This window comes from Sphingobium sp. BHU LFT2 (genome assembly GCF_018604485.1).
Taxonomy (GTDB): Bacteria; Pseudomonadota; Alphaproteobacteria; order Sphingomonadales; family Sphingomonadaceae; genus Sphingobium; species Sphingobium yanoikuyae_A.
Window position 1 is genome coordinate 577238 of record NZ_JAFCGW010000001.1, and the last position, 17876, is coordinate 595113.

Genomic DNA, 17876 nt, shown 5'->3' on the forward strand with positions numbered 1-17876 from the left:
GGTATTTGCCTCCGTGTACGTGATCGTCATCCTCGCCATGATTGCCGGCTTCCTGGCACTGCGGCTCTATTCCGTTCTTGGAAAGCGGACGGGCCATGAGCAGGAGCCTGCGCTGCGTCCGGCGGAGGAACGTGCCAAGGTGGGCGGCTTGCAGCCCCGCCCGATGCCGGAAGCGACGGGCGATTCGGTTCGTCTGGCCGAAGGGCTGATCACCCCGACGGGCGAAGCCGGCGTGCGCGCGCTGATCAGTGCCGATCGCAGCTTTGACGTGCCGCAATTCGTCGAAGGCGCCAAGAGCGCCTATAAGATGGTGCTGGAAGCCTTCTGGCGCGGTGATCGCGACGAACTGGCCTGGCTGTGCGACGCCGATGTTCTCGGTTCCTTCGAGGAAGCGATCGCGGCGCGCGAAGCCGAGGGCCATGTGCTCGACAATCGCCTGGTGCGGATCGAGAAGGCACAGATCGTCGATGCCAGCGTCAATGGCCGTATCGCCGAAGTTTCGCTGCGGTTCGAGGCGGACATTGCCGCCGTCACCCGTGATAAGGACGGCAATGTCATTGCCGGGTCGCTGACCGACGCGGTCGGCACCAATGATATCTGGACCTTCACCCGCGACATCCGCAGCGCGGATCCCAACTGGAAGCTCAGCGAAACCGACGAGGCGGCGTGAGCCTGCGTCATTCGGGGGGAGCGCTGCTTGCGGCGCTGATGCTGTCCGCCTGCGCGGGTGGCGTCATTCCGCCATCGGCCGGCGGCCCTGCGCCAAGCCGGCCGAGCAATGGCGGCGAAGGCGCGACCCGGCCGGTTCCGGCCACGCCCCGCCCCACCCTGCCGCCGAAATTGCCGAACGTATCGCCGGGCGACCTGTCGACGGATCAAGCCAATGCCGCCGGCCTGGGCGTCACGCCCGGCCCCGACATTGCCAGCCTGATCCCGTCCGGCGAGCGCGCCCGCGCCGCCCTGCAGGCCTTCCGCATTTCCTGTCCAACGCTGATGAAGCGCACGGACCAGAGCGGCCTGACGCGCGGATCAGACTGGAACAGCGCCTGCAGCGCGGCGTCGAGCTGGCCCGAAGCCACCGCTGCCGAGTTTTTCTCCCGCTATTTCGAGGCGGTGCAGGTGGGCGAGGGCAAGGCCTTCGTCACCGGCTATTATGAGCCGGAAATCGCCGGGTCGCGCACCCGCCAGCCCGGCTATCAGGTGCCGATCTATCGCCGCCCGGCGGAACTGATCGACGTCAACCTCGGCCTGTTCAGCGACAGCCTGAAGGGCCGTACCATCCGCGGCAAGGTGCAGGGCAGCAATTTCGTGCCGTTCGACGAGCGATCGCAGATCGTCGACGGATCGCTCGCCGGGCGCGGGCTGGAACTGGCCTGGGCCGCCGACCCGGTCGAATTCTTCTTTCTGCAGGTCCAGGGCAGTGGTCGGCTGACCCTGCCCGACGGCGGGGTGATGCGCATCGGCTATGACGGGCAGAATGGGCGCGACTATACCGGCATCGGCAAGCTGATGAAGGATCGTGGCCTGATCCAGGCCGGGTCGATGCAGGACATCATGCAATATCTGCGCGCCCACCCCGCTGAGGGCGCGGCGATCATGAACGAGAATAAGAGCTTCGTCTTCTTCCGTGAATTGACCGGCGCGGGACCGATCGGCGCGCTGGGCGTACCGGTTACGGCCGAGGCGACGGTGGCAGCCGACCCCAAATATATTCCACTGGGCGCCCCTGTCCTGCTGTCGCTGGACCGGGCCGAACCCAATGGCATCTGGATCGCCCAGGACACCGGCGGCGCGATCAAGGGCGCCAATCGGTTCGACAGTTTCTGGGGGGCAGGCGACCGCGCGCGCGGCATTGCCGGCGGCATGTCCGCTCGGGGCAGCGCACTGATATTGCTGCCGATCGGGTCCGCCGCACGGCTGGCGCGCCCGTGATCGCGCGCCATGCGACGCCGGACCCTATCTTCTGAAGAGCAGGCGCTCTGGGGCGCATTGACGCGTTCGGTCCGGCCGCTGCGGCCGGGGATGATGCGCCCGCCCCTGCCCGTTGTCGCCCCGGCGCCGACCCCGGAAACAAGGTTAACGCCGCAGCCTGCCAAGGCGGTGCCGATCACCCCCGCCCGCACGCCCGCAGCCGTACTCGACACTGGCTGGGAAAAGCGAATCCGTAGCGGCAACATCGCCCCCGACATGTCGATCGACCTGCACGGCCATAATCTGGCCGGCGCCCATGTCAGGCTTAATCAGGCGCTGGCGGCAGCGATTGCCCGTGATGTCCGGGTGCTGCTGGTCGTGACCGGCAAGCCGCCGAAAGCCAGCAGCCACGGGGATTCGAGCCGTCGCGGCGCGATCCGGGGCGAGATCGGACACTGGCTGGAGACCAGCCCCTATGCCGATCGCATCGCCAGCGTGCGCATTGCCCATCCCCGCCATGGCGGCGACGGCGCCATCTATCTGATCCTGCGCCGCAAAAAATGACGCAATTTGCGCAGCCACTGACCTTTTCTTAACCACTGTCCTTCATATCCGCCTGATCCAGCAGCACCGATTATCGGGGGCTTTGAGCAGGCAGGGAGGCACATGCAGGGCGTGACAGTGAAAAGCCGCGCTGCTGCCTTTGCCTGTGCGGCCGGCGCGCTCGTCTTCATCCTGTCACTGCTATTGGGCCATGGCGCGGCCGACGATCTGGTCGATGTCGGCCGATCCCTGATCATCGCGATCCTGTGCGGCACGATGAGCTGGGCGTCGGCCCAGCGCACCATCGCCGCTACTGCAAGCGCCATCGATACCGCGACCGAGCGGCTGCTGGCCGCCGCCCATGGCGATCTTCATTCCCATGTCCCCGCCGAGATCGGACTGGAACTGCCCGACCTGTCGGTGGCGATGGAAAGCCTGTTCAGCCAGGTCCGCACCAATCTGGACCATGTCCAGACATTGGCGCTGTTCGACCAGGTGACCGGCCTTGCCAACCGCACCAGCTTCTGTCGGCAGGTCGAACGCCTGCTCGTCGAACGTGGCGGCTCGGGACCGGCGGCCCTGTTCTTCATCGACCTGGACGGCTTCAAGGCGGTCAACGATACGCTGGGCCATGCGGCCGGCGACCAATTGCTGGCGCGGGTGGCGGGCCGCCTGCGCGAAGTGGTGATGGCGCAGGTCAGCGCGGGTCTGGGCGACGCCGTGATCGGCCGCCTGGCCGGCGACGAGTTCACCATGTTCTTCCCCACCCTGCCCAGCCGTGAAGCAGCCACGCGCATCGCGCGTGCCATCCAGTTCGCGCTGGGCGAACGATTCGAACTGGGCAGCCAGCATGTCGATCTGGGCGCGTCGATCGGCATCGCCTGCTATCCCGACCATGGCGACAGCCTGTCCGCGCTGCTGCGATCGGCCGACATCGCCATGTATCATGCCAAGCATGAAGGGCGGGGTCGCGCCGAGATGTTCACCGCCGAACTGGCACTGGAAGCGGCGGACCGGGCCGAACTGGAACGCGACCTGCTGCTGGGACTTGAGCGCGACGAATTTCTGCTGGAATTTCAGCCGCAGATCGAGATGAGCCATGGCGGGGTGGCCCATGCGGTCACGGCCGAGGCGCTGGTGCGCTGGGTCCATCCCGAACGCGCGCTCATCATGCCCGGCGCGTTCGTGCCGGTTGCGGAGGAAAGCGGCATGATCGTCGCGCTGGGCGACTGGGTCATGAGCCGGGTATGCGAGACCGCTGCGCGCTGGGCGCGATCAGGCGTGCATCAGCGAATCGCGATCAATATTTCGACTCGCGAACTGGCGCAGGCCGATTTCTTCCTGCGCCTGCGCCATGCCATGGCGACGCACCAGACCCCGCCGCTCATGCTGGAGCTGGAGATCACCGAATCGCTGGCGATGGACATGGACGAGCGCGTGCTGGGGCAGCTCAGCGCACTGCGGCAGGACGGCGTGCGAATCGCCATCGACGATTTCGGCACCGGCTATTCCAACCTGGCCCGGCTGCGCGAATTGCCGGTCGACCGGGTGAAGATAGACCGCAGCCTGGTGCGCGACATCGCGACCTCTGCAGAGGCGCGGACGATCTGCAGCGCGGTCGTCGGCCTGATTCAGGGCCTTGGCATGGAAGTGGTGATCGAAGGGGTCGAGACGCAAGCGCAGATGGACATGCTGCGCGTCATCGGCTGCACCCTGTTCCAAGGCTATCACCTCGCCCGGCCGATGGGCGAAGCGCAATATCTGGATCGATATGCCGCCGCGCCCACCGTCGAACCGACGGAGCGACGCAGCCTCTAAGCCGGACGATTCAGGGCAGACGACGGGCCGACAGGATCTTCACCACCGGCTCCAGCATCTGCCCCTTCATCACGCCATTGCCGGCGGTGGGCGATTTCGGACCGGCCTGGATGGCCTTCACGATATCCAACCCCTCGACCACATGCGCGAAAACGGCAAAGCCCTGATTATCGCCGGTCGACTGAGGCTGGGCATCCATCGCCGGCATCTTGCCCAGCACGATGAAGAAATCCCCGGTCGCGCTGCCCGGTGCATAGCGCGCCATCGACAGCGCACCATCATCATGGGTGAGGCCCGTCTGGCTCGTGGGCTCATGCTTGATCGGCGGCAGGACGCGCTTCGGGTCATTCTGTGTCCCGCCCTGGATGAAGCCATAGTCCGGGCCGCCGACGGCCCGATAGAAGACGGTGCCGTCGAACCGCTTCTGGTCGACATAGCGCAGGAAATTACCGGCGGTGACCGGTGCCTTATCGGGATGCAGCGCCACCACGATGCGCCCGGCACTCGTATCGAGCGCCACCCGCACATCGCTTGAGGCGACAGGCGGCGGAACCGGGGCTGAAGACTGGGCCAGCAACGGGCCGGAGGCCAGCGCGGCAAGGAGGAACAGGGCCAGGGTGCGGATCATGGCATCAAGCCTAGTCCAACCACCCTGCCCTGTCAGCCCATGGAGTCAGCCCATGGTTGGGACTGCTATCAGCCTTCCAACTGGCGCATCAGGGCGCGGACGTCGGCGTCCATGTCCGGATGGCTCTCGCGCAGCTTCTCGATCGTGCGCACCGCGTGAATCACCGTGCTATGATCGCGACCGCCAAAGGTGCGGCCGATTTCCGGCAGCGAACGCGGCGTCATCTTCTTGGAGATATACATCGCCACCTGACGCGGACGCGCGACGGCGCGCGCACGGCGCTTCGACTTCATTTCCGACAGGTCGATCTTGAAATGGGCGGCACAGGCCTTCTGGATCTCGTCGATGGTCAGGCGACGCACATTGGCGCGCACCGCATCGGCGAGCATGGTCTGGGCAAATTCCAGATCGATCGAGCGACCAGTCAGCTGGCCATAGGCAACCAGCTTGTTGAAGGCGCCTTCCAGTTCGCGCACGTTCGAGCGGATCGAACGGGCGAGGAAATCGATCACCGCATCGGGCACCGGCGGATCGCCGGCATGGGCGCGGCGCGCTTCCAGAATCGCAAGGCGCAGGTCGAGACCCGCCGGACGGATATCGGCCACCAGACCGCCCCCCAGACGCGACAGGATGCGCGGATCAATGCCGTCCAGCATCTGCGGCGCGCGGTCGGCGGTCACGACGATGCGGGCACCGGTATCGATCAGGTCGTTGATCGTGTGGAGGAATTCTTCCTGGGTCGAGCCCTTGCCGGCGATGAACTGGATATCGTCGATCAGCAGCAGGCGCGCGGCGCGCAGGCGGGCCTTGAACGCCATCGTCTCGTTCGAGCGCATCGCATTGACGAACTCGACCATGAAGCGTTCGGCCGACATGTAGAGCACCGGTGCGCTCGGCGAATGGGCCGAGAAGGCCCGCGCGATCGAGTGCAGCAGGTGCGTCTTGCCCTGGCCGGTGCCGCCATGGATGAAGAGCGGCGTGAAGCGGGGCTCTGCCTCGCCCGCCATTGCCAGCGCCGCCGAATAGGCGAGTTGGTTGGTTTCACCCGGAACGAACTGGTCGAAGGCGTGGCGCGGCTGGAAGTTGCAGGCGACGGTCGGCGCAGCGGCAACGATCGCCGGCGCCGTCACGGCTGCGGCCACATCGCGCTTCACCTCCAGCAGGCGCGGACCCGACGAATCGGGCGCACGACGCAGGCGCACTTCACGCACACCGGCGCCCGAGCAGCGCCAGGCCATGCGCAGGCGATCGCCAAACTGGCCGGAAACAAAATTCGCGCTGAAATCCGACGCAAAATGGAGATCCAGCGTCTGCGAATCGGGGCAATAGTCACCCAGGCGCGCAGGCTTCAACCATTGGTCGAACATGCGCGCGCCGATGTCGCGGCGCAGACCGGTGCGGATGGTCGTCCAGGCGGATTCCAGGCGGGCCATATCTGCCGCTGCCTCTCCGTCCTGAATTCCAAGCACCGCCGCATTATCCTTCATTGAATGCTGCCCCCAAAATACCAACAAAAATGCCCCTGAGGGCACGACTATCGGACGCAACAAGATGGTTCGGAAAAGCGCCCCCGCCTTTCCGAGTCTGATACATCGACTGACATTATGACGACCGCCAGGAAGTGATTCGATCAGCGGCCGGAGGATCAAAATAGACAGGGCCGCTTCGCCGGATCAAGGGCGGGTCGCTTCAAAAAACTGAAATAAAGACGTTGACTCGGGAATCCCGCAGAAAACCGCAGATTCACAAATTATGACTATTTTTCAGTGAATTATTTGGTGGCGATTCTGACGATCTGGCTCGAATCGTGAGAAATTCGCGGGTCAGGGAAATGACTATTCCATGACTACAGCAGAAAAAGCCCGCTCCGGCGATCCGGAGCGGGCTTTTCAGATAAGCGGGTAGCTTAACGTAAGGCTTAGGCGATCGCGCCGACGGCCTTGGTCAGGCGACCGAACTTACGAGCGGCCGTGTTCTTGTGCAGAACGCCACGGGCAACGCCGCGGGCCAGTTCGGGCTGGACAGTCTGAAGCGCGGTCGCAGCAGCATCCTTGTCACCGGCGAGGATGGCGGCTTCCACCTTCTTCACCAGGGTGCGGATCCGGCTGATGCGGGCGCCATTGATCGCGGCGCGACGCTCATTGCGACGGATGCGCTTCTTGGCTTGCGGCGTATTGGCCATTCTATTCCTCGGTTCTCATCAAATCTCGGGAAGAGGCCCGTCGGATTCGCCAACCAGCCTCGTGAAGGTGCGCCCCTTACAGCTGTTCCGGGGTGTCGTCAACCAGCGAGCCCCCCGCTATTTCTGGCATTTGGGGCAATTGAAGGTCGATCGCCCCCCATCGACTCGGCGTTGCACGGTGCCACCACAGGGACAAATCTGTCCTTCGCGCCCATAGACTCGCCATTGATTGGAGAAATAGCCCAATTCGCCATCCGGCCGCGCATAATCGCGCAGGGTGGAACCGCCGGCGACGATGGCGGCGGACAGAACCGTGCGAATCGCCTCCACCAGCGAGCCGAGCCGGGGCTTCGATATGCGACCCGCAGCTCGAGTCGGGGCGATGCCCGCCATGTTCAGCGCTTCGCATACATAGATATTGCCCAGGCCCGCGACGATGCGCTGGTCGAGCAGCGCCGCCTTGATCGATGTTGCCTTGCCATCCAGCACCTTCGCCAGATAGGCCGCGTCGAAATCCGGCCCCAATGGTTCCGGCCCCATGCGGGTAAAAGGCGCATAGCCCTGCCAGGCGTCACTGCGCACCAGATCTAGCGAACCAAAGCGGCGCGGGTCGTTGAGCGAGAGAAGATGCCCGCTGCCCGTCTCCAGCAACAGATGGTCATGCGCCCCGATTTCCGCCGGATCGATTCGCCAACGCCCCGACATGCCGAGATGGAAGATCATCATGTCGCCGCGATCGGTTTCGATGAGGCCATATTTGGCCCGGCGTGACAGTCCCGTGACGGTGGCGCCGGTCATACGCTGACGCAGGTCCACCGGAATCGGGAAGCGCAGATCGGCGCGGCGCGGCTCGACCCGTGTGAGGGTCGCGCCCTGCAAGACGGATCGCAGGCCGGAAACGGTGGTTTCGACTTCGGGAAGCTCTGGCATGGCCCCTATGTAGGATGCCGGATAGCGGAGCGACAGGGGCGTTTACACCCAGCGCCCAACCCATGCCTTCGCGCCGGACTGACGCTGAAACTGCGTAATCACACAAGAGCGGGATTCGCCGCATCGCGTGAGCGCGCATAGCGCTTCCATCTGGCACGATCAGGCTCTAGAGCGAACCGCATGAGCGAAACAGCATCTTTCGGCTATCGCGACGTCGATGCCGCCGAGAAGGCCGGCATGGTCCGCGCCGTATTCTCCAATGTCGCCGCCAAATATGACCTGATGAACGACGCCATGTCGGGCGGCGCCCATCGGCTGTGGAAGGACCAGTTCGTCAAGCGAGTGAAGCCGCAGCCGGGCGAACAGATATTGGACATGGCCGGCGGCACCGGCGACATCGCCTTTCGCATGCACAAGCTGGGCGCGCACATCACCGTGTCCGACATCAATCCCGAGATGCTGGCCGTTGGCGTCGAGCGGGCGCAGAAGAAGGGCTATGAGGGCCTCATCTGGTCGGAACAAAATGCCGAGACGCTGACCTTTGGCGACCGGGAGTTCGACGCCTATACGATCGCCTTCGGCATCCGCAACGTCACCCATATCGACATGGCGCTGCGCGAGGCCCACCGCGTGCTGAAGTTTGGCGGCCGTTTCTTCTGCCTGGAATTTTCGACCACCACCTGGCCCGGCTTTTCCGACGTGTATGACAGCTATTCGCACAAGCTGGTGCCACAGCTGGGCAAACTGTTCGCCAATGATGCCGACAGCTATCGCTATCTGATCGAATCGATCCGCCGCTTCCCGCCCATGCCCAAATTCGAGGGCATGATCCGCGAGGCTGGTTTCGTGAACACCAAGGTCGAGCCGATCCTGGGCGGACTGGTGGCGATCCATTCGGGCTGGAAGATCTGACGCCCGCATGACCACCCACGCGACTCATATCTGGCGGCTCCTGAAATGGGGCCGGACACTCGCACGCCATGGCGCCCTCACTGGCATTGAACGCGATCCGCTGACGCCGACGCCGGTACGCCGGCTGGTGCGTCTCGCTCGCTTCGGCGCGCGCGTGCCCAAGCAGCCGCGCTATGCCGACGCGTTCCAGTCGATCGGCCCGGCGGCGATCAAGCTGGGCCAGACGCTGGCGACCCGCCCCGACCTGGTCGGCGAGGAAGCGGCGAACGACCTGCTACGGCTGCAGGACGCCCTGCCCCCGGTTCCGTTCGACACGATCCGCGCGCAGGTCGAGCAGAGTTTCGGCCGGCCGCTGGAGCAGGTCTATGCCCGTTTCGACGAGGTGCCCGTGGGCGCCGCATCGATCGCGCAAGTACATCGCGCCGTCACGACCGATGGCCGCGACGTGGCGGTCAAGGTGATCCGCCCCGGCGTGATCGACCAGTTCAACCGCGACATCCAGACCTATGAATGGGCCGCCGCTCATGTCGAGATGCTGGGTGGCGAAGTCGCCCGCCTGCGCCCGCGTCTGGTGATCGCCAATATGAAGCGCTGGACCGCGCGCGAGCTGGACCTGCGGCGCGAGGCGGCATCGGCGTCCGAACTGGCCGAGGCGATGGAAGCGATGCCGGGCTATCGCATTCCCGCCATCGACTGGGATCGCACGACCGGCAAGGTCATGACGATGGAGTGGATCGACGGCATCAAGATCTCCGATCGCGATGCGCTGATCGCCGCCGGCCATGACCTGAAGGACATCGCCGCGCGGCTGGTCAACGCCTTCCTGCGCCAGGCGATCGCCGAGGGTTTCTTCCACGCGGACATGCATCAGGGCAATTTGTTCGTGAAGGGCAATGGCGACATCGTCGCGATCGATTTCGGCATCATGGGCCGGATCGATCGGCGCGCCCGCATGTGGCTGGCCGAGATTCTCTATGGCCTGATCACCGGCAACTACAAGCGCGTCGCCGAAATCCATTTCGAGGCGCAATATGTGCCCGGCCATCATAATGTCGACGAGTTCGCTACCGCGTTGCGCGCCGTGGGCGAGCCGATGCGCGGCAAGCCGGCGAGCGAATTGTCGGTCGGCGGTATGCTGGACGGACTGTTCGCCATCACCCGCGATTTCGACATGCAGACCCAGCCGCATCTGCTGCTGCTGCAGAAGACGATGGTGATGGTCGAGGGCGTCGCCCATCAGCTCGATCCCGAAATCAACATGTGGGAGACGAGCGGCCCCTATGTGAAGGAATGGCTGCGCACCGAATTGGGGCCGGAAGCCAAGGCCGCTGATGCGCTGATCGAGAATTGGCGCCTGATTCAGCGGCTGCCGGCGCTGGTCCGCCGCATCGAAGACGCCTTCCCCGAAAAGGGCGGTGCCCCGCCGCCGCTGCCGCTGGGCGACGTGAAGCTGATCCAGGTGGGCGGCGGCTGGCGCTATGGGCTGGTTGCGCTGCTGGCGGCGGCGATCGGCGCCGGGGCGATGGCCGCCGCCACGACCTTCTTCTAAGTCGGCGACCGGGCTGGACAAGTCCCGGTCGCACGACCAAATGTTGGCCATGACCCAGCGTGTCCTTCTCATCGTGTCCGGCGGCATTGCGGCCTATAAGTCGCTGGAACTGGTGCGCCAGTTGCGCAAGCGCGGCATCGCCGTGCGCGCGGTGCTGACCGAAAGCGCGCAGCAGTTCGTCACGCCGCTGAGCCTGGGCGTGCTGACCGAGGATCATGTCTATGGCGACATGTTCGACCTCAAGGAAGAGCGCGAGATCGGCCATATCCAGCTGTCGCGCCAGGCGGACCTGATCGTCGTCGCGCCGGCCACCGCCAACATCCTGGCCAAGATGGCGGCCGGCATCGCCGATGACCTGGCCACCACGATCCTGCTCGCCACCGACAAGCCGGTGCTGGCGGTACCGGCGATGAATGTGCGCATGTGGCACCACAAGGCCACGCAGCGGAACCTGGCGCAGCTCCATGCCGACGGCGTTCACATCATGACGCCCGACGATGGCGAGATGGCCTGCGGCGAATATGGCAAGGGGCGCCTGCCCGAGCCGGAAGCGATTGCGGCGGAGATTGGGCGCTTGCTGGCCGCTCCGACTTTGCCCGATCCGCTGGCGGGTCAGCCGGATTTCGCCGGCGCGGATGAACCGCTGACCGGACGGCATATATTGGTGACGGCCGGGCCGACGCATGAGCCTATCGATCCGGTGCGCTACATCGCCAATCGCTCTTCGGGCAAACAGGGTTTTGCTATCGCCGCCGCCGCTGCGCGTGCCGGGGCGAAGGTGACTTTAGTGGCGGGCCCCGTGCATCTGCCCACGCCCGCCGGTGTCACCCGCATCGATGTCGAGACCGCGCGCGAGATGCTGGCGGCGGTCGAAGACGCGCTGCCCGCCGACGCAGCGATCATGGTCGCGGCCGTTGCCGACTGGCGCACCGCCGACGCAGCCGAGCAGAAGCTGAAGAAGGACGGATCGGGCGCGCCCGCGCCGCTTAGCCTGGTCGAGAATCCCGACATATTGGCGACGCTGGGCCATCATGTCCGCCGACCCCGCCTGCTGATCGGCTTTGCCGCCGAAACCCAGAAGATCGCCGAACATGCGCAGGCCAAGCTGACCCGCAAGGGCGCCGACTGGATCGTCGCCAATGACGTGTCCGGCGACGTCATGGGCGGCGACAGCAACAGCGTCCAGATCGTCACATCCACCGGCATCGAAAGCTGGGCCGCCATGGCCAAGAGCGATGTCGCCACCAAACTCATCGAAAAGGTTGCCAATGCCCTCTCCCCTGCCGCCGATTGATATCCAACTCATGCGCCTGCCCAATGGCGAGGGCCTGCCCGTCCCCGCCTATGCCACCGCGCATGCCGCCGGCATGGATGTGGTGTCGGCCGAGGAGATCATTCTCAACCCTGGCGATCGCCATCCGGTCGCGACCGGTTTCGCGCTGGCGATCCCCGAAGGCTATGAGATTCAGGTCCGGCCTCGTTCCGGCCTGGCGCTCAAGCATGGCATCACCCTGCCCAACGCCCCGGGCACGATCGACGCCGACTACCGCGGCGAACTCAAGGTGCTGCTGATCAACCATGGCGCCGATCCCTTCCCGATCAAGCGGGGCGATCGCATCGCGCAACTGGTGGTTGCGCCAGTTCAGCTTGCGAGCTTCGTCGAGGTCGATATGCTCGACGATACCGTCCGGGGACAGGGCGGCTTCGGTTCTACGGGAGTGTGACCATCATGATGACGCCGGTGCTTTCGCTGATGCTTGCCGCTGCCACGCCGCAGGCTGCGCAGCCCATGCCGCAGGATCTGAGCGAAGTACCGGAGATTCCCGACTGGCTGGGACGCAAGAATTCGCCGCAATGGTCGGAAGATGTCGCCAAGCTCTATCGGCGTGGCGCGTGCAGCGGTGCGGTCAATCGCCAGGGATCGCAATATCTGGAAATGGACATGCTGTTCCTGCTGAGCGGGGACGGCAAGCTGATGAAGATCGCCCCGGTCAATGCCAGTTGCCCGGGCGTGGAAAAATTCGTCAGCAACCGCATTCTGAGTTCGCTCAGCCGCAGCTTCCCCAGGACCGGCTCGGCCGAACCGGTATGGATGCGCTCGCAGGTGCGGTTCCTCTGGTCGGATGCGCCGTGACGCTGAGCGACGACCAACTGGAGCGCTATGCCCGCCATATCGTGCTGAAGGAAATTGGCGGCGCCGGTCAGGCCCGGCTGCTGTCGGCGGATGTGGCGGTGATCGGCGCAGGCGGCATCGGCAGCCCGGCCATCCTCTATCTCGCGGCCGCCGGCGTCGGCACGATCCGGGTGATCGACGATGACGCCGTCGCCCTGTCCAATCTGCAGCGGCAGGTGCTGTTCGGCACCGCCGAGATCGGCACGCCCAAGGCGGAAGCGGCGATGGCGGCGGTCGCGCGCCTCAATCCCGACGTCAAGCTGGTCCCGATCAACGCGCGGATCGACGCGGACAATGCCGCCATGCTGCTGCGCGAGGCCGATGTCGTGCTGGACGGGTGCGACAGTTTCGCCACCCGGCTGGTGGTGGCCGATACCGCGCAGGCGCTGCGCATGCCGCTGGTATCGGCGGCGGTCGGCCCGTTCGAGGGGCAGCTCGCCACCTATCGCGGCTGGGAGACGGACAAGCCCTGTTATCGCTGCCTGGTCGGCAGCCCGGTCGACGCGCCCGAACGCAATTGTTCGGAAACCGGTGTGATCGGCGCGCTGACCGGGGTGATGGGCAGCCTGGCGGCGCTGGAGGTGATCCGCGCGCTGGTGCCGTTCGGCACCGACATGGCGGGGCAGTTGCTGATCGCGGACCTGCTGGCCATGCGGTTCCGCACGCTGGGCGTGCCCAAGGATCCGGCCTGTCCGGGCTGCGCGGCGGAACTGTGCGCGCACTGAGGATCGTCGTCATCACGGCCGATGCGGAGCGGCTGCGGGGCGCATTGGTGATGGCGACGGCGCAGGCCGCGCTGGGCGGCGAGGCCAGCCTGTTCCTGCAACTGGATGCCGTCGCGCTGCTGGCGTCGCCGCTGGCCGCGCCGGAAGATGCGGCGCATCGGGCGGCGGGCCTGCCGACGCTCGCCGAACTGCTGGCTGAGGCGCTGGACATGGGAGTGGCCCTGATCGCCTGCCAGAGCGGCCTGGCGCTGTCGGGCCTGTCCGTCGACGCCCTGCCCGCCGGGGTCGAGATTGGCGGCCCGCTTTCCTTCCTGCAGCAGACCGACGACGCTGCCCGGCTGCTGATCGCCTGATCGCGGTCTGCACGTTCAGCGGCAGACATGGCCGACCTGGATCGTTTGACGTCCTAAATTAACGACTTCCCCCGACTTGAGCGCTTGTTAGACGGCGAGTCGCGCGGGGTGACGTCAGTCTTTTCAATGCCTTAGCCGGAAATACGCGAAAGTTTGCGCGTATGCGCCATGGAAGATTTTCGCGACCCGCGAAAAATCGACGACAATGGAGTGGGTTGACGATCAAAAGAGCCTGCCGGAACTTTACACCGGACACGCCGCTGTAGGACAGGGCTTTCATCGCGAAAGCAACCGGGATGGGGTGGGGAGCCGGACAGTCCGAAAATCCTCCCCAAGCTTGCTTGGGGAGGGGGACCGCCGAAGGCGGTGGAGGGGCAATAGCGTTGCGCTTGCGCCATTCCCCTCCGTCAGCGCTTCGCGCTGCCACCTCCCCAAGACAAGCTTGGGGAGGAACTGGGAACGGCAGCATCTGGTCGTTAGCCGCCCTACCCACATCCGTCATGCCGGGCTTGACCCGGCATCCCGCTTTTCTATGCCACAGATAAAGAAGCGGGCCCCCGGCTCAAGGCCGGGGTGACGACGATGGTGAGGGCAGCTTATGGTCGCTTCGCGCCATGGCATTTGCATGGCGCCAGCGCGCCCTGCCCCCCCCCCCCTCCTTCCGGCCTCAGTCGCGCAGGAAGATATCCTCGATCTTCAAACCGAACAGGTCGGCGATGCGGAAGGCGAGCGGAAGCGAGGGGTCATATTTGCCGGTCTCGATCGCATTAACGCTCTGGCGCGAAATGCCGAGATGGGCGGCGAGATCGCTCTGGTTCCAGTCGCGTTCCGCCCGCAAGATTTTGAGCCGGTTCCTCATGCGCGGCCGCCGGGCAGGATCGGCGCCAGCAGCAGGCCCAAATTCCACAGGATGAAGGCGGCATAGGCGGGCGCATGGGGGGCAAGGCCCGATCCTTCGAGCAGGCCCCAGACGGTGGTGATCACCAGCATGAAGCCGGCCGCGATCAGCGCGCGTCGGGCATGGACCATGCGCAGATATTCGTCGGCCTCCTCCACCAGCAGCCGGCCCATCGCCCAGATGAAGCCGATCAGCGGCGGCGCCGGCAGCAAGGCGACGAGCACGGCCCATACGCCCGCCGGATGCCATTCGCGCTGGATGGTGATGGCCGCGACCACGGTGACGATATTGGCGATCATCAGCGGCACGACCCGGCCGATATAGCGGGCGATCGCCGATCCGGGCACGCCCCGCGCCAGCCGCATCGCTTCCCAGATGAGCCAGCCCAGCGCCAGCAGGCCCGGCACCATCAGCGGCAATTTGCCATTGCCGCTGATGGTGAAGATATTGGCGGCGACGGCCGCGGCCACCATCAGCACCGTGAACAGCGCGGCCGCCGCGCAGATGCGCCAGGGAAAGGGGTGAATGGGTTCCGGGGCGATCATGACTCGTGCCTCCTGCTCTGAAAGGGTCAAGCGTCCTTTACATAAGCGGGAAGCGACGAGTCAACTTACCTTTACATTTTATCGTGCACGCTTGTCAGAACTGGCCATAGCGCTCATTGCCGACAAAGCCGAGCTTGGTGACGCCGGAGCGGCGGATGTCGGCCAGGGTCTGGTCGACCACCAGATAGCGGGCGGCGGCATCCGGCTGGAATTGCAGTTCCGGTTCGACCGGCATGGCCAGCGTCTGGGCGAGGTATCGGCGCAGCGTCAGGGCATCGACCGCCATGCCGTTCCAGCGGACCACGCCCGATGCGTCGATCGTCACCTTGTTCTTGATCGGATCGGGTTGGGGCAGGCTGGTATCGACCGGCGCCTGGGGCAGGTTGATGCCCACGCTGTGGGTCTGGATCGGGATGGTGATGATGAACATGATCAGCAGCACGAGCATGACGTCGATCAGCGGCGTCGTGTTCATCTCGCCCATCGGCGCTTCATCCTGTGCGCCACGGGATTTTGCAAAGCTCAAAGCCATAAGTCCCTCCTGCGCTGATAATGATATATCAGCACATAAAACATGCGCCCATGGGTGACTCTTGGCAAGAGGCCTTCTATTGACAGGGCAGACCGCCCATTTATGGGGAAGGCGCGGCTTTTTGGGCTGCGCAACCCGCAAATTTCACAGAAAGACCCCCCGTGTCCGCCATGCTCAAGATCACCCTGCCCGATGGTTCCGTGCGTGAAGTCGCGCCCGGCACTACCCCGGCAGACATTGCAGCGGCGATCGGGCCGGGCCTGGCCAAGGCGGCGATCGCCGCGAAGGTCGATGGCGAGCTGCGCGACATCATGCGCCCGCTGGAACAGGATTCGCAGCTGGCGCTGGTGACGGCGAAGGACGAGGCCGACGCGCTGGAACTGGCGCGCCACGATTTCGCCCATGTGCTGGCCGAAGCGGTGCAGGCGCTGTTCCCCGGCACGCAGATCACCTTTGGCCCGGCGACCGACGATGGTTTCTATTATGACTTCGCGCCCAAGGATCGCCCCTTTACCGAGGAAGACCTGCCCGCGATCGAGGCGGAGATGCGCAAGATCATCGCCGCCAACAAGCCGCTGCGCCGCGAAGTCATCGCCCGCGACACGCTGATCGCCCAGTGGGAAGCCGCCGGCGAGACGTTCAAGGCGCAATGGGCCGCCGAACTGCCGCAGGGCGAGGAACTGACGGTCTATCATAGTGGCGACGGCTGGTACGACATGTGCCGTGGCCCGCATCTGGCCTCCACCGGCAAGCTGGACCCGGCCGCGTTCAAGCTGACCCGCGTGTCGGGCGCTTACTGGCGCGGCGACCAGAAGAATGCGATGCTGAGCCGCATCTATGGCACCGGCTGGCTGAACAAGAAGCAGCTCAATGAGCATCTGACCCGCCTGGAAGAAGCAGGCAAGCGCGACCATCGCAAGCTGGGCGCGGAGATGGACCTGTTCCACCTGCAGCAGGAAGCGCACGGGTCTGTCTTCTGGCACCCCAAGGGCTATCTGATCTGGCGCGAGCTGGAAGCCTATATGCGCCGCGCGATCGACGATGCCGGCTATCGCGAGGTGAAGACCCCGCAGGTGATGGACGCGCGCCAGTGGGAGCAGTCGGGCCATTGGGGCAAATATCGCGAGAATATGTTCGTCATCCCCGACGAAGTGCCCAACGTGGCGGACGAAGGCCCGCTGGTGTCGGACGATGTCGACTGGATGGCGCTCAAGCCGATGAACTGCCCGGCGCACATCCTGATCTTCAAACAGGGGATCAAGAGCTATCGCGACCTGCCGATGCGCTTCTATGAAAATGGCTGCTGCCACCGCAACGAGCCGCATGGCGCGCTGCACGGCCTGATGCGGGTGCGCCAGTTCACCCAGGATGACGCCCATATCTTCTGCCGCGAGGACCAGATCGTCGAGGAAGTGCGCGCCTTCTGTGCGCTGGCCGACCGGATCTACAAGGATTTCGGCTTCACCTACTCGATCAAGCTGGCGCTGCGCCCGGAAAAGCGCTTCGGCACCGAGGAAATGTGGGACAAGGCGGAAGAGGAACTGCGCAACGCGGTCGCCGCCGCCGGCCTCAACACGCCCGAATATGGCTGGGAAGAACTGCCCGGCGAAGGCGCCTTCTATGCGCCCAAGCTGGAATGGCACCTCACTGACGCGATCGGCCGCACCTGGCAGGTGGGCACCATCCAGTCGGACCGGGTGCTGCCCGAGCGGCTGGACGCCAGCTACATCGCCGAGGATGGCGAGCGTCACCGGCCGGTGATGCTGCACCGCGCGATCTTCGGCAGCTATGAGCGGTTCATCGGCATCCTGATCGAACATTATGCCGGCAAGTTCCCGCTATGGCTGGCGCCGGTGCAGGCGGTGGTCGCGACGATCGTGTCGGATGCGGACAATTATGCGCTGGACGTGGTCGAGAAGCTGCGCGCCGCCGGCATTCGTGCCGAGGCCGACGTGCGCAACGAGAAGATCAACTACAAGGTGCGCGAACATTCGCTGGGCAAGGTGCCCAACCTGCTGGTTGTCGGCCGCCGCGAGGCGGAAGAAGGCACGGTGGCTCTGCGCGAACTGGGCAAGGATGGCCAGACCATGCTTTCGCTGAGCGAAGTGATTGCCCGCCTTGAAAAAGAAGGTCGCGCACCCGATATAGGTTGAGGCAGCAATGCCACAGGGTGCGTG

At 65.0% G+C, this 17876-nt stretch carries 19 protein-coding genes; 12 read left to right on the forward strand and 7 right to left on the reverse strand.

Annotated elements, in window-relative coordinates:
- The first annotated feature begins 13 nt into the window (after window positions 1-13).
- The 4 genes from JQK15_RS02860 (at window position 14) to JQK15_RS02875 (ending at window position 4272) form a co-directional block, all read left to right on the forward strand.
- Window positions 14-670: a Tim44/TimA family putative adaptor protein gene (locus JQK15_RS02860; protein WP_026109117.1), complete on the forward strand. Its 657-nt coding sequence runs from the start codon at window positions 14-16 to the stop codon at window positions 668-670.
- Entirely contained in the window at window positions 667-1932 is a 1266-nt protein-coding gene (gene mltA / locus JQK15_RS02865; RefSeq protein ID WP_214863296.1) for a murein transglycosylase A, read from the forward strand. The genes JQK15_RS02860 and mltA overlap by 4 nt, the downstream gene beginning before the upstream one ends.
- Window positions 1933-1941: 9 nt before the next feature.
- The gene (locus JQK15_RS02870; protein ID WP_037490930.1) at window positions 1942-2475 is read left to right on the forward strand and encodes a Smr/MutS family protein; all 534 of its coding nucleotides are present in this window, start codon (window positions 1942-1944) and stop codon (window positions 2473-2475) included.
- Between the two features lie 102 nt (window positions 2476-2577).
- Complete coding sequence (locus tag JQK15_RS02875; RefSeq protein ID WP_214863298.1) at window positions 2578-4272, forward strand: putative bifunctional diguanylate cyclase/phosphodiesterase; 1695 nt, start codon at window positions 2578-2580, stop codon at window positions 4270-4272.
- Window positions 4273-4282: 10 nt separating this feature from the next.
- Here JQK15_RS02875 and JQK15_RS02880 read toward each other — a convergent pair whose 3' ends face one another.
- From JQK15_RS02880 to mutM, 4 genes are all read right to left on the reverse strand, one after another.
- A complete protein-coding gene (locus JQK15_RS02880; protein WP_214863300.1) occupies window positions 4283-4900 on the reverse strand; it encodes a peptidylprolyl isomerase in 618 nt (205 codons plus the stop codon).
- Window positions 4901-4968: 68 nt separating this feature from the next.
- A complete protein-coding gene (gene dnaA, locus JQK15_RS02885) occupies window positions 4969-6387 on the reverse strand; it encodes a chromosomal replication initiator protein DnaA (RefSeq protein WP_214863302.1) in 1419 nt (472 codons plus the stop codon).
- Between the two features lie 431 nt (window positions 6388-6818).
- Window positions 6819-7082: a 30S ribosomal protein S20 gene (gene rpsT, locus JQK15_RS02890; protein ID WP_010335635.1), complete on the reverse strand. Its 264-nt coding sequence runs from the start codon at window positions 7080-7082 to the stop codon at window positions 6819-6821.
- Window positions 7083-7199: 117 nt separating this feature from the next.
- Entirely contained in the window at window positions 7200-8012 is an 813-nt protein-coding gene (gene mutM / locus JQK15_RS02895) for a bifunctional DNA-formamidopyrimidine glycosylase/DNA-(apurinic or apyrimidinic site) lyase (protein ID WP_214863305.1), read from the reverse strand.
- A gap of 180 nt (window positions 8013-8192) precedes the next feature.
- On the opposite strand from mutM, the gene JQK15_RS02900 reads away from it, so the two are divergent.
- From JQK15_RS02900 to JQK15_RS02930, 7 genes are read left to right on the forward strand one after another with little or no spacing between them, the layout of a single operon-like run.
- The gene (locus JQK15_RS02900; RefSeq protein WP_214863307.1) at window positions 8193-8924 is read left to right on the forward strand and encodes a class I SAM-dependent methyltransferase; all 732 of its coding nucleotides are present in this window, start codon (window positions 8193-8195) and stop codon (window positions 8922-8924) included.
- A 7-nt stretch (window positions 8925-8931) separates the two neighbouring features.
- The gene (ubiB, locus tag JQK15_RS02905) at window positions 8932-10473 is read left to right on the forward strand and encodes a 2-polyprenylphenol 6-hydroxylase (protein WP_214863309.1); all 1542 of its coding nucleotides are present in this window, start codon (window positions 8932-8934) and stop codon (window positions 10471-10473) included.
- 49 nt (window positions 10474-10522) lie between these two features.
- Window positions 10523-11767, forward strand: coding sequence for a bifunctional phosphopantothenoylcysteine decarboxylase/phosphopantothenate--cysteine ligase CoaBC (gene coaBC, locus JQK15_RS02910; RefSeq protein ID WP_214863311.1), 1245 nt, complete (start codon window positions 10523-10525; stop codon window positions 11765-11767).
- Entirely contained in the window at window positions 11742-12197 is a 456-nt protein-coding gene (gene dut, locus JQK15_RS02915) for a dUTP diphosphatase (RefSeq protein WP_004210314.1), read from the forward strand. The genes coaBC and dut overlap by 26 nt, the downstream gene beginning before the upstream one ends.
- A gap of 5 nt (window positions 12198-12202) precedes the next feature.
- Window positions 12203-12607 carry a hypothetical protein gene (locus tag JQK15_RS02920; protein WP_097385827.1) on the forward strand — a complete coding sequence of 135 codons (405 nt, stop codon included), beginning with the start codon at window positions 12203-12205 and terminating at the stop codon, window positions 12605-12607.
- Complete coding sequence (locus tag JQK15_RS02925; RefSeq protein ID WP_214863313.1) at window positions 12604-13371, forward strand: HesA/MoeB/ThiF family protein; 768 nt, start codon at window positions 12604-12606, stop codon at window positions 13369-13371. The genes JQK15_RS02920 and JQK15_RS02925 overlap by 4 nt, the downstream gene beginning before the upstream one ends.
- Window positions 13359-13724 carry a DsrE family protein gene (locus JQK15_RS02930; protein WP_214863315.1) on the forward strand — a complete coding sequence of 122 codons (366 nt, stop codon included), beginning with the start codon at window positions 13359-13361 and terminating at the stop codon, window positions 13722-13724. The genes JQK15_RS02925 and JQK15_RS02930 overlap by 13 nt, the downstream gene beginning before the upstream one ends.
- 667 nt (window positions 13725-14391) lie before the next feature.
- Here JQK15_RS02930 and JQK15_RS02935 read toward each other — a convergent pair.
- The 3 genes from JQK15_RS02935 to JQK15_RS02945 form a co-directional block, all read right to left on the reverse strand.
- Window positions 14392-14583 carry a helix-turn-helix transcriptional regulator gene (locus JQK15_RS02935; RefSeq protein ID WP_214863316.1) on the reverse strand — a complete coding sequence of 64 codons (192 nt, stop codon included), beginning with the start codon at window positions 14581-14583 and terminating at the stop codon, window positions 14392-14394.
- On the reverse strand, window positions 14580-15167 hold the full coding sequence (locus JQK15_RS02940) for a hypothetical protein (RefSeq protein WP_010338663.1): 588 nt from the start codon (window positions 15165-15167) through the stop codon (window positions 14580-14582). Before JQK15_RS02940 ends, JQK15_RS02935 begins: the two co-directional genes overlap by 4 nt.
- 94 nt (window positions 15168-15261) lie before the next feature.
- Window positions 15262-15699, reverse strand: coding sequence for an ExbD/TolR family protein (locus JQK15_RS02945; protein WP_214863317.1), 438 nt, complete (start codon window positions 15697-15699; stop codon window positions 15262-15264).
- Between the two features lie 170 nt (window positions 15700-15869).
- Between JQK15_RS02945 and thrS the strand changes: the two genes are divergently transcribed.
- Window positions 15870-17852: a threonine--tRNA ligase gene (gene thrS / locus JQK15_RS02950; RefSeq protein WP_214863944.1), complete on the forward strand. Its 1983-nt coding sequence runs from the start codon at window positions 15870-15872 to the stop codon at window positions 17850-17852.
- Window positions 17853-17876 lie beyond the last annotated feature (24 nt).

Bases quoted from the DNA above. Each gene is read 5' to 3' on its own strand.
- JQK15_RS02870 (WP_037490930.1), top strand. From the start codon at position 1,942: ATGCGACGCCGGACCCTATCTTCTGAAGAGCAGGCGCTCTGGGGCGCA.
- JQK15_RS02875 (WP_214863298.1), top strand. From the start codon at position 2,578: ATGCAGGGCGTGACAGTGAAAAGCCGCGCTGCTGCCTTTGCCTGTGCG.
- JQK15_RS02880 (WP_214863300.1), bottom strand. From the start codon at position 4,900: ATGATCCGCACCCTGGCCCTGTTCCTCCTTGCCGCGCTGGCCTCCGGC.
- dnaA (WP_214863302.1), bottom strand. From the start codon at position 6,387: ATGAAGGATAATGCGGCGGTGCTTGGAATTCAGGACGGAGAGGCAGCG.
- rpsT (WP_010335635.1), bottom strand. From the start codon at position 7,082: ATGGCCAATACGCCGCAAGCCAAGAAGCGCATCCGTCGCAATGAGCGT.
- mutM (WP_214863305.1), bottom strand. From the start codon at position 8,012: ATGCCAGAGCTTCCCGAAGTCGAAACCACCGTTTCCGGCCTGCGATCC.
- JQK15_RS02900 (WP_214863307.1), top strand. From the start codon at position 8,193: ATGAGCGAAACAGCATCTTTCGGCTATCGCGACGTCGATGCCGCCGAG.
- ubiB (WP_214863309.1), top strand. From the start codon at position 8,932: ATGACCACCCACGCGACTCATATCTGGCGGCTCCTGAAATGGGGCCGG.
- coaBC (WP_214863311.1), top strand. From the start codon at position 10,523: ATGACCCAGCGTGTCCTTCTCATCGTGTCCGGCGGCATTGCGGCCTAT.
- dut (WP_004210314.1), top strand. From the start codon at position 11,742: ATGCCCTCTCCCCTGCCGCCGATTGATATCCAACTCATGCGCCTGCCC.
- JQK15_RS02920 (WP_097385827.1), top strand. From the start codon at position 12,203: ATGATGACGCCGGTGCTTTCGCTGATGCTTGCCGCTGCCACGCCGCAG.
- JQK15_RS02935 (WP_214863316.1), bottom strand. From the start codon at position 14,583: ATGAGGAACCGGCTCAAAATCTTGCGGGCGGAACGCGACTGGAACCAG.
- JQK15_RS02940 (WP_010338663.1), bottom strand. From the start codon at position 15,167: ATGATCGCCCCGGAACCCATTCACCCCTTTCCCTGGCGCATCTGCGCG.
- JQK15_RS02945 (WP_214863317.1), bottom strand. From the start codon at position 15,699: ATGGCTTTGAGCTTTGCAAAATCCCGTGGCGCACAGGATGAAGCGCCG.
- thrS (WP_214863944.1), top strand. From the start codon at position 15,870: ATGCTCAAGATCACCCTGCCCGATGGTTCCGTGCGTGAAGTCGCGCCC.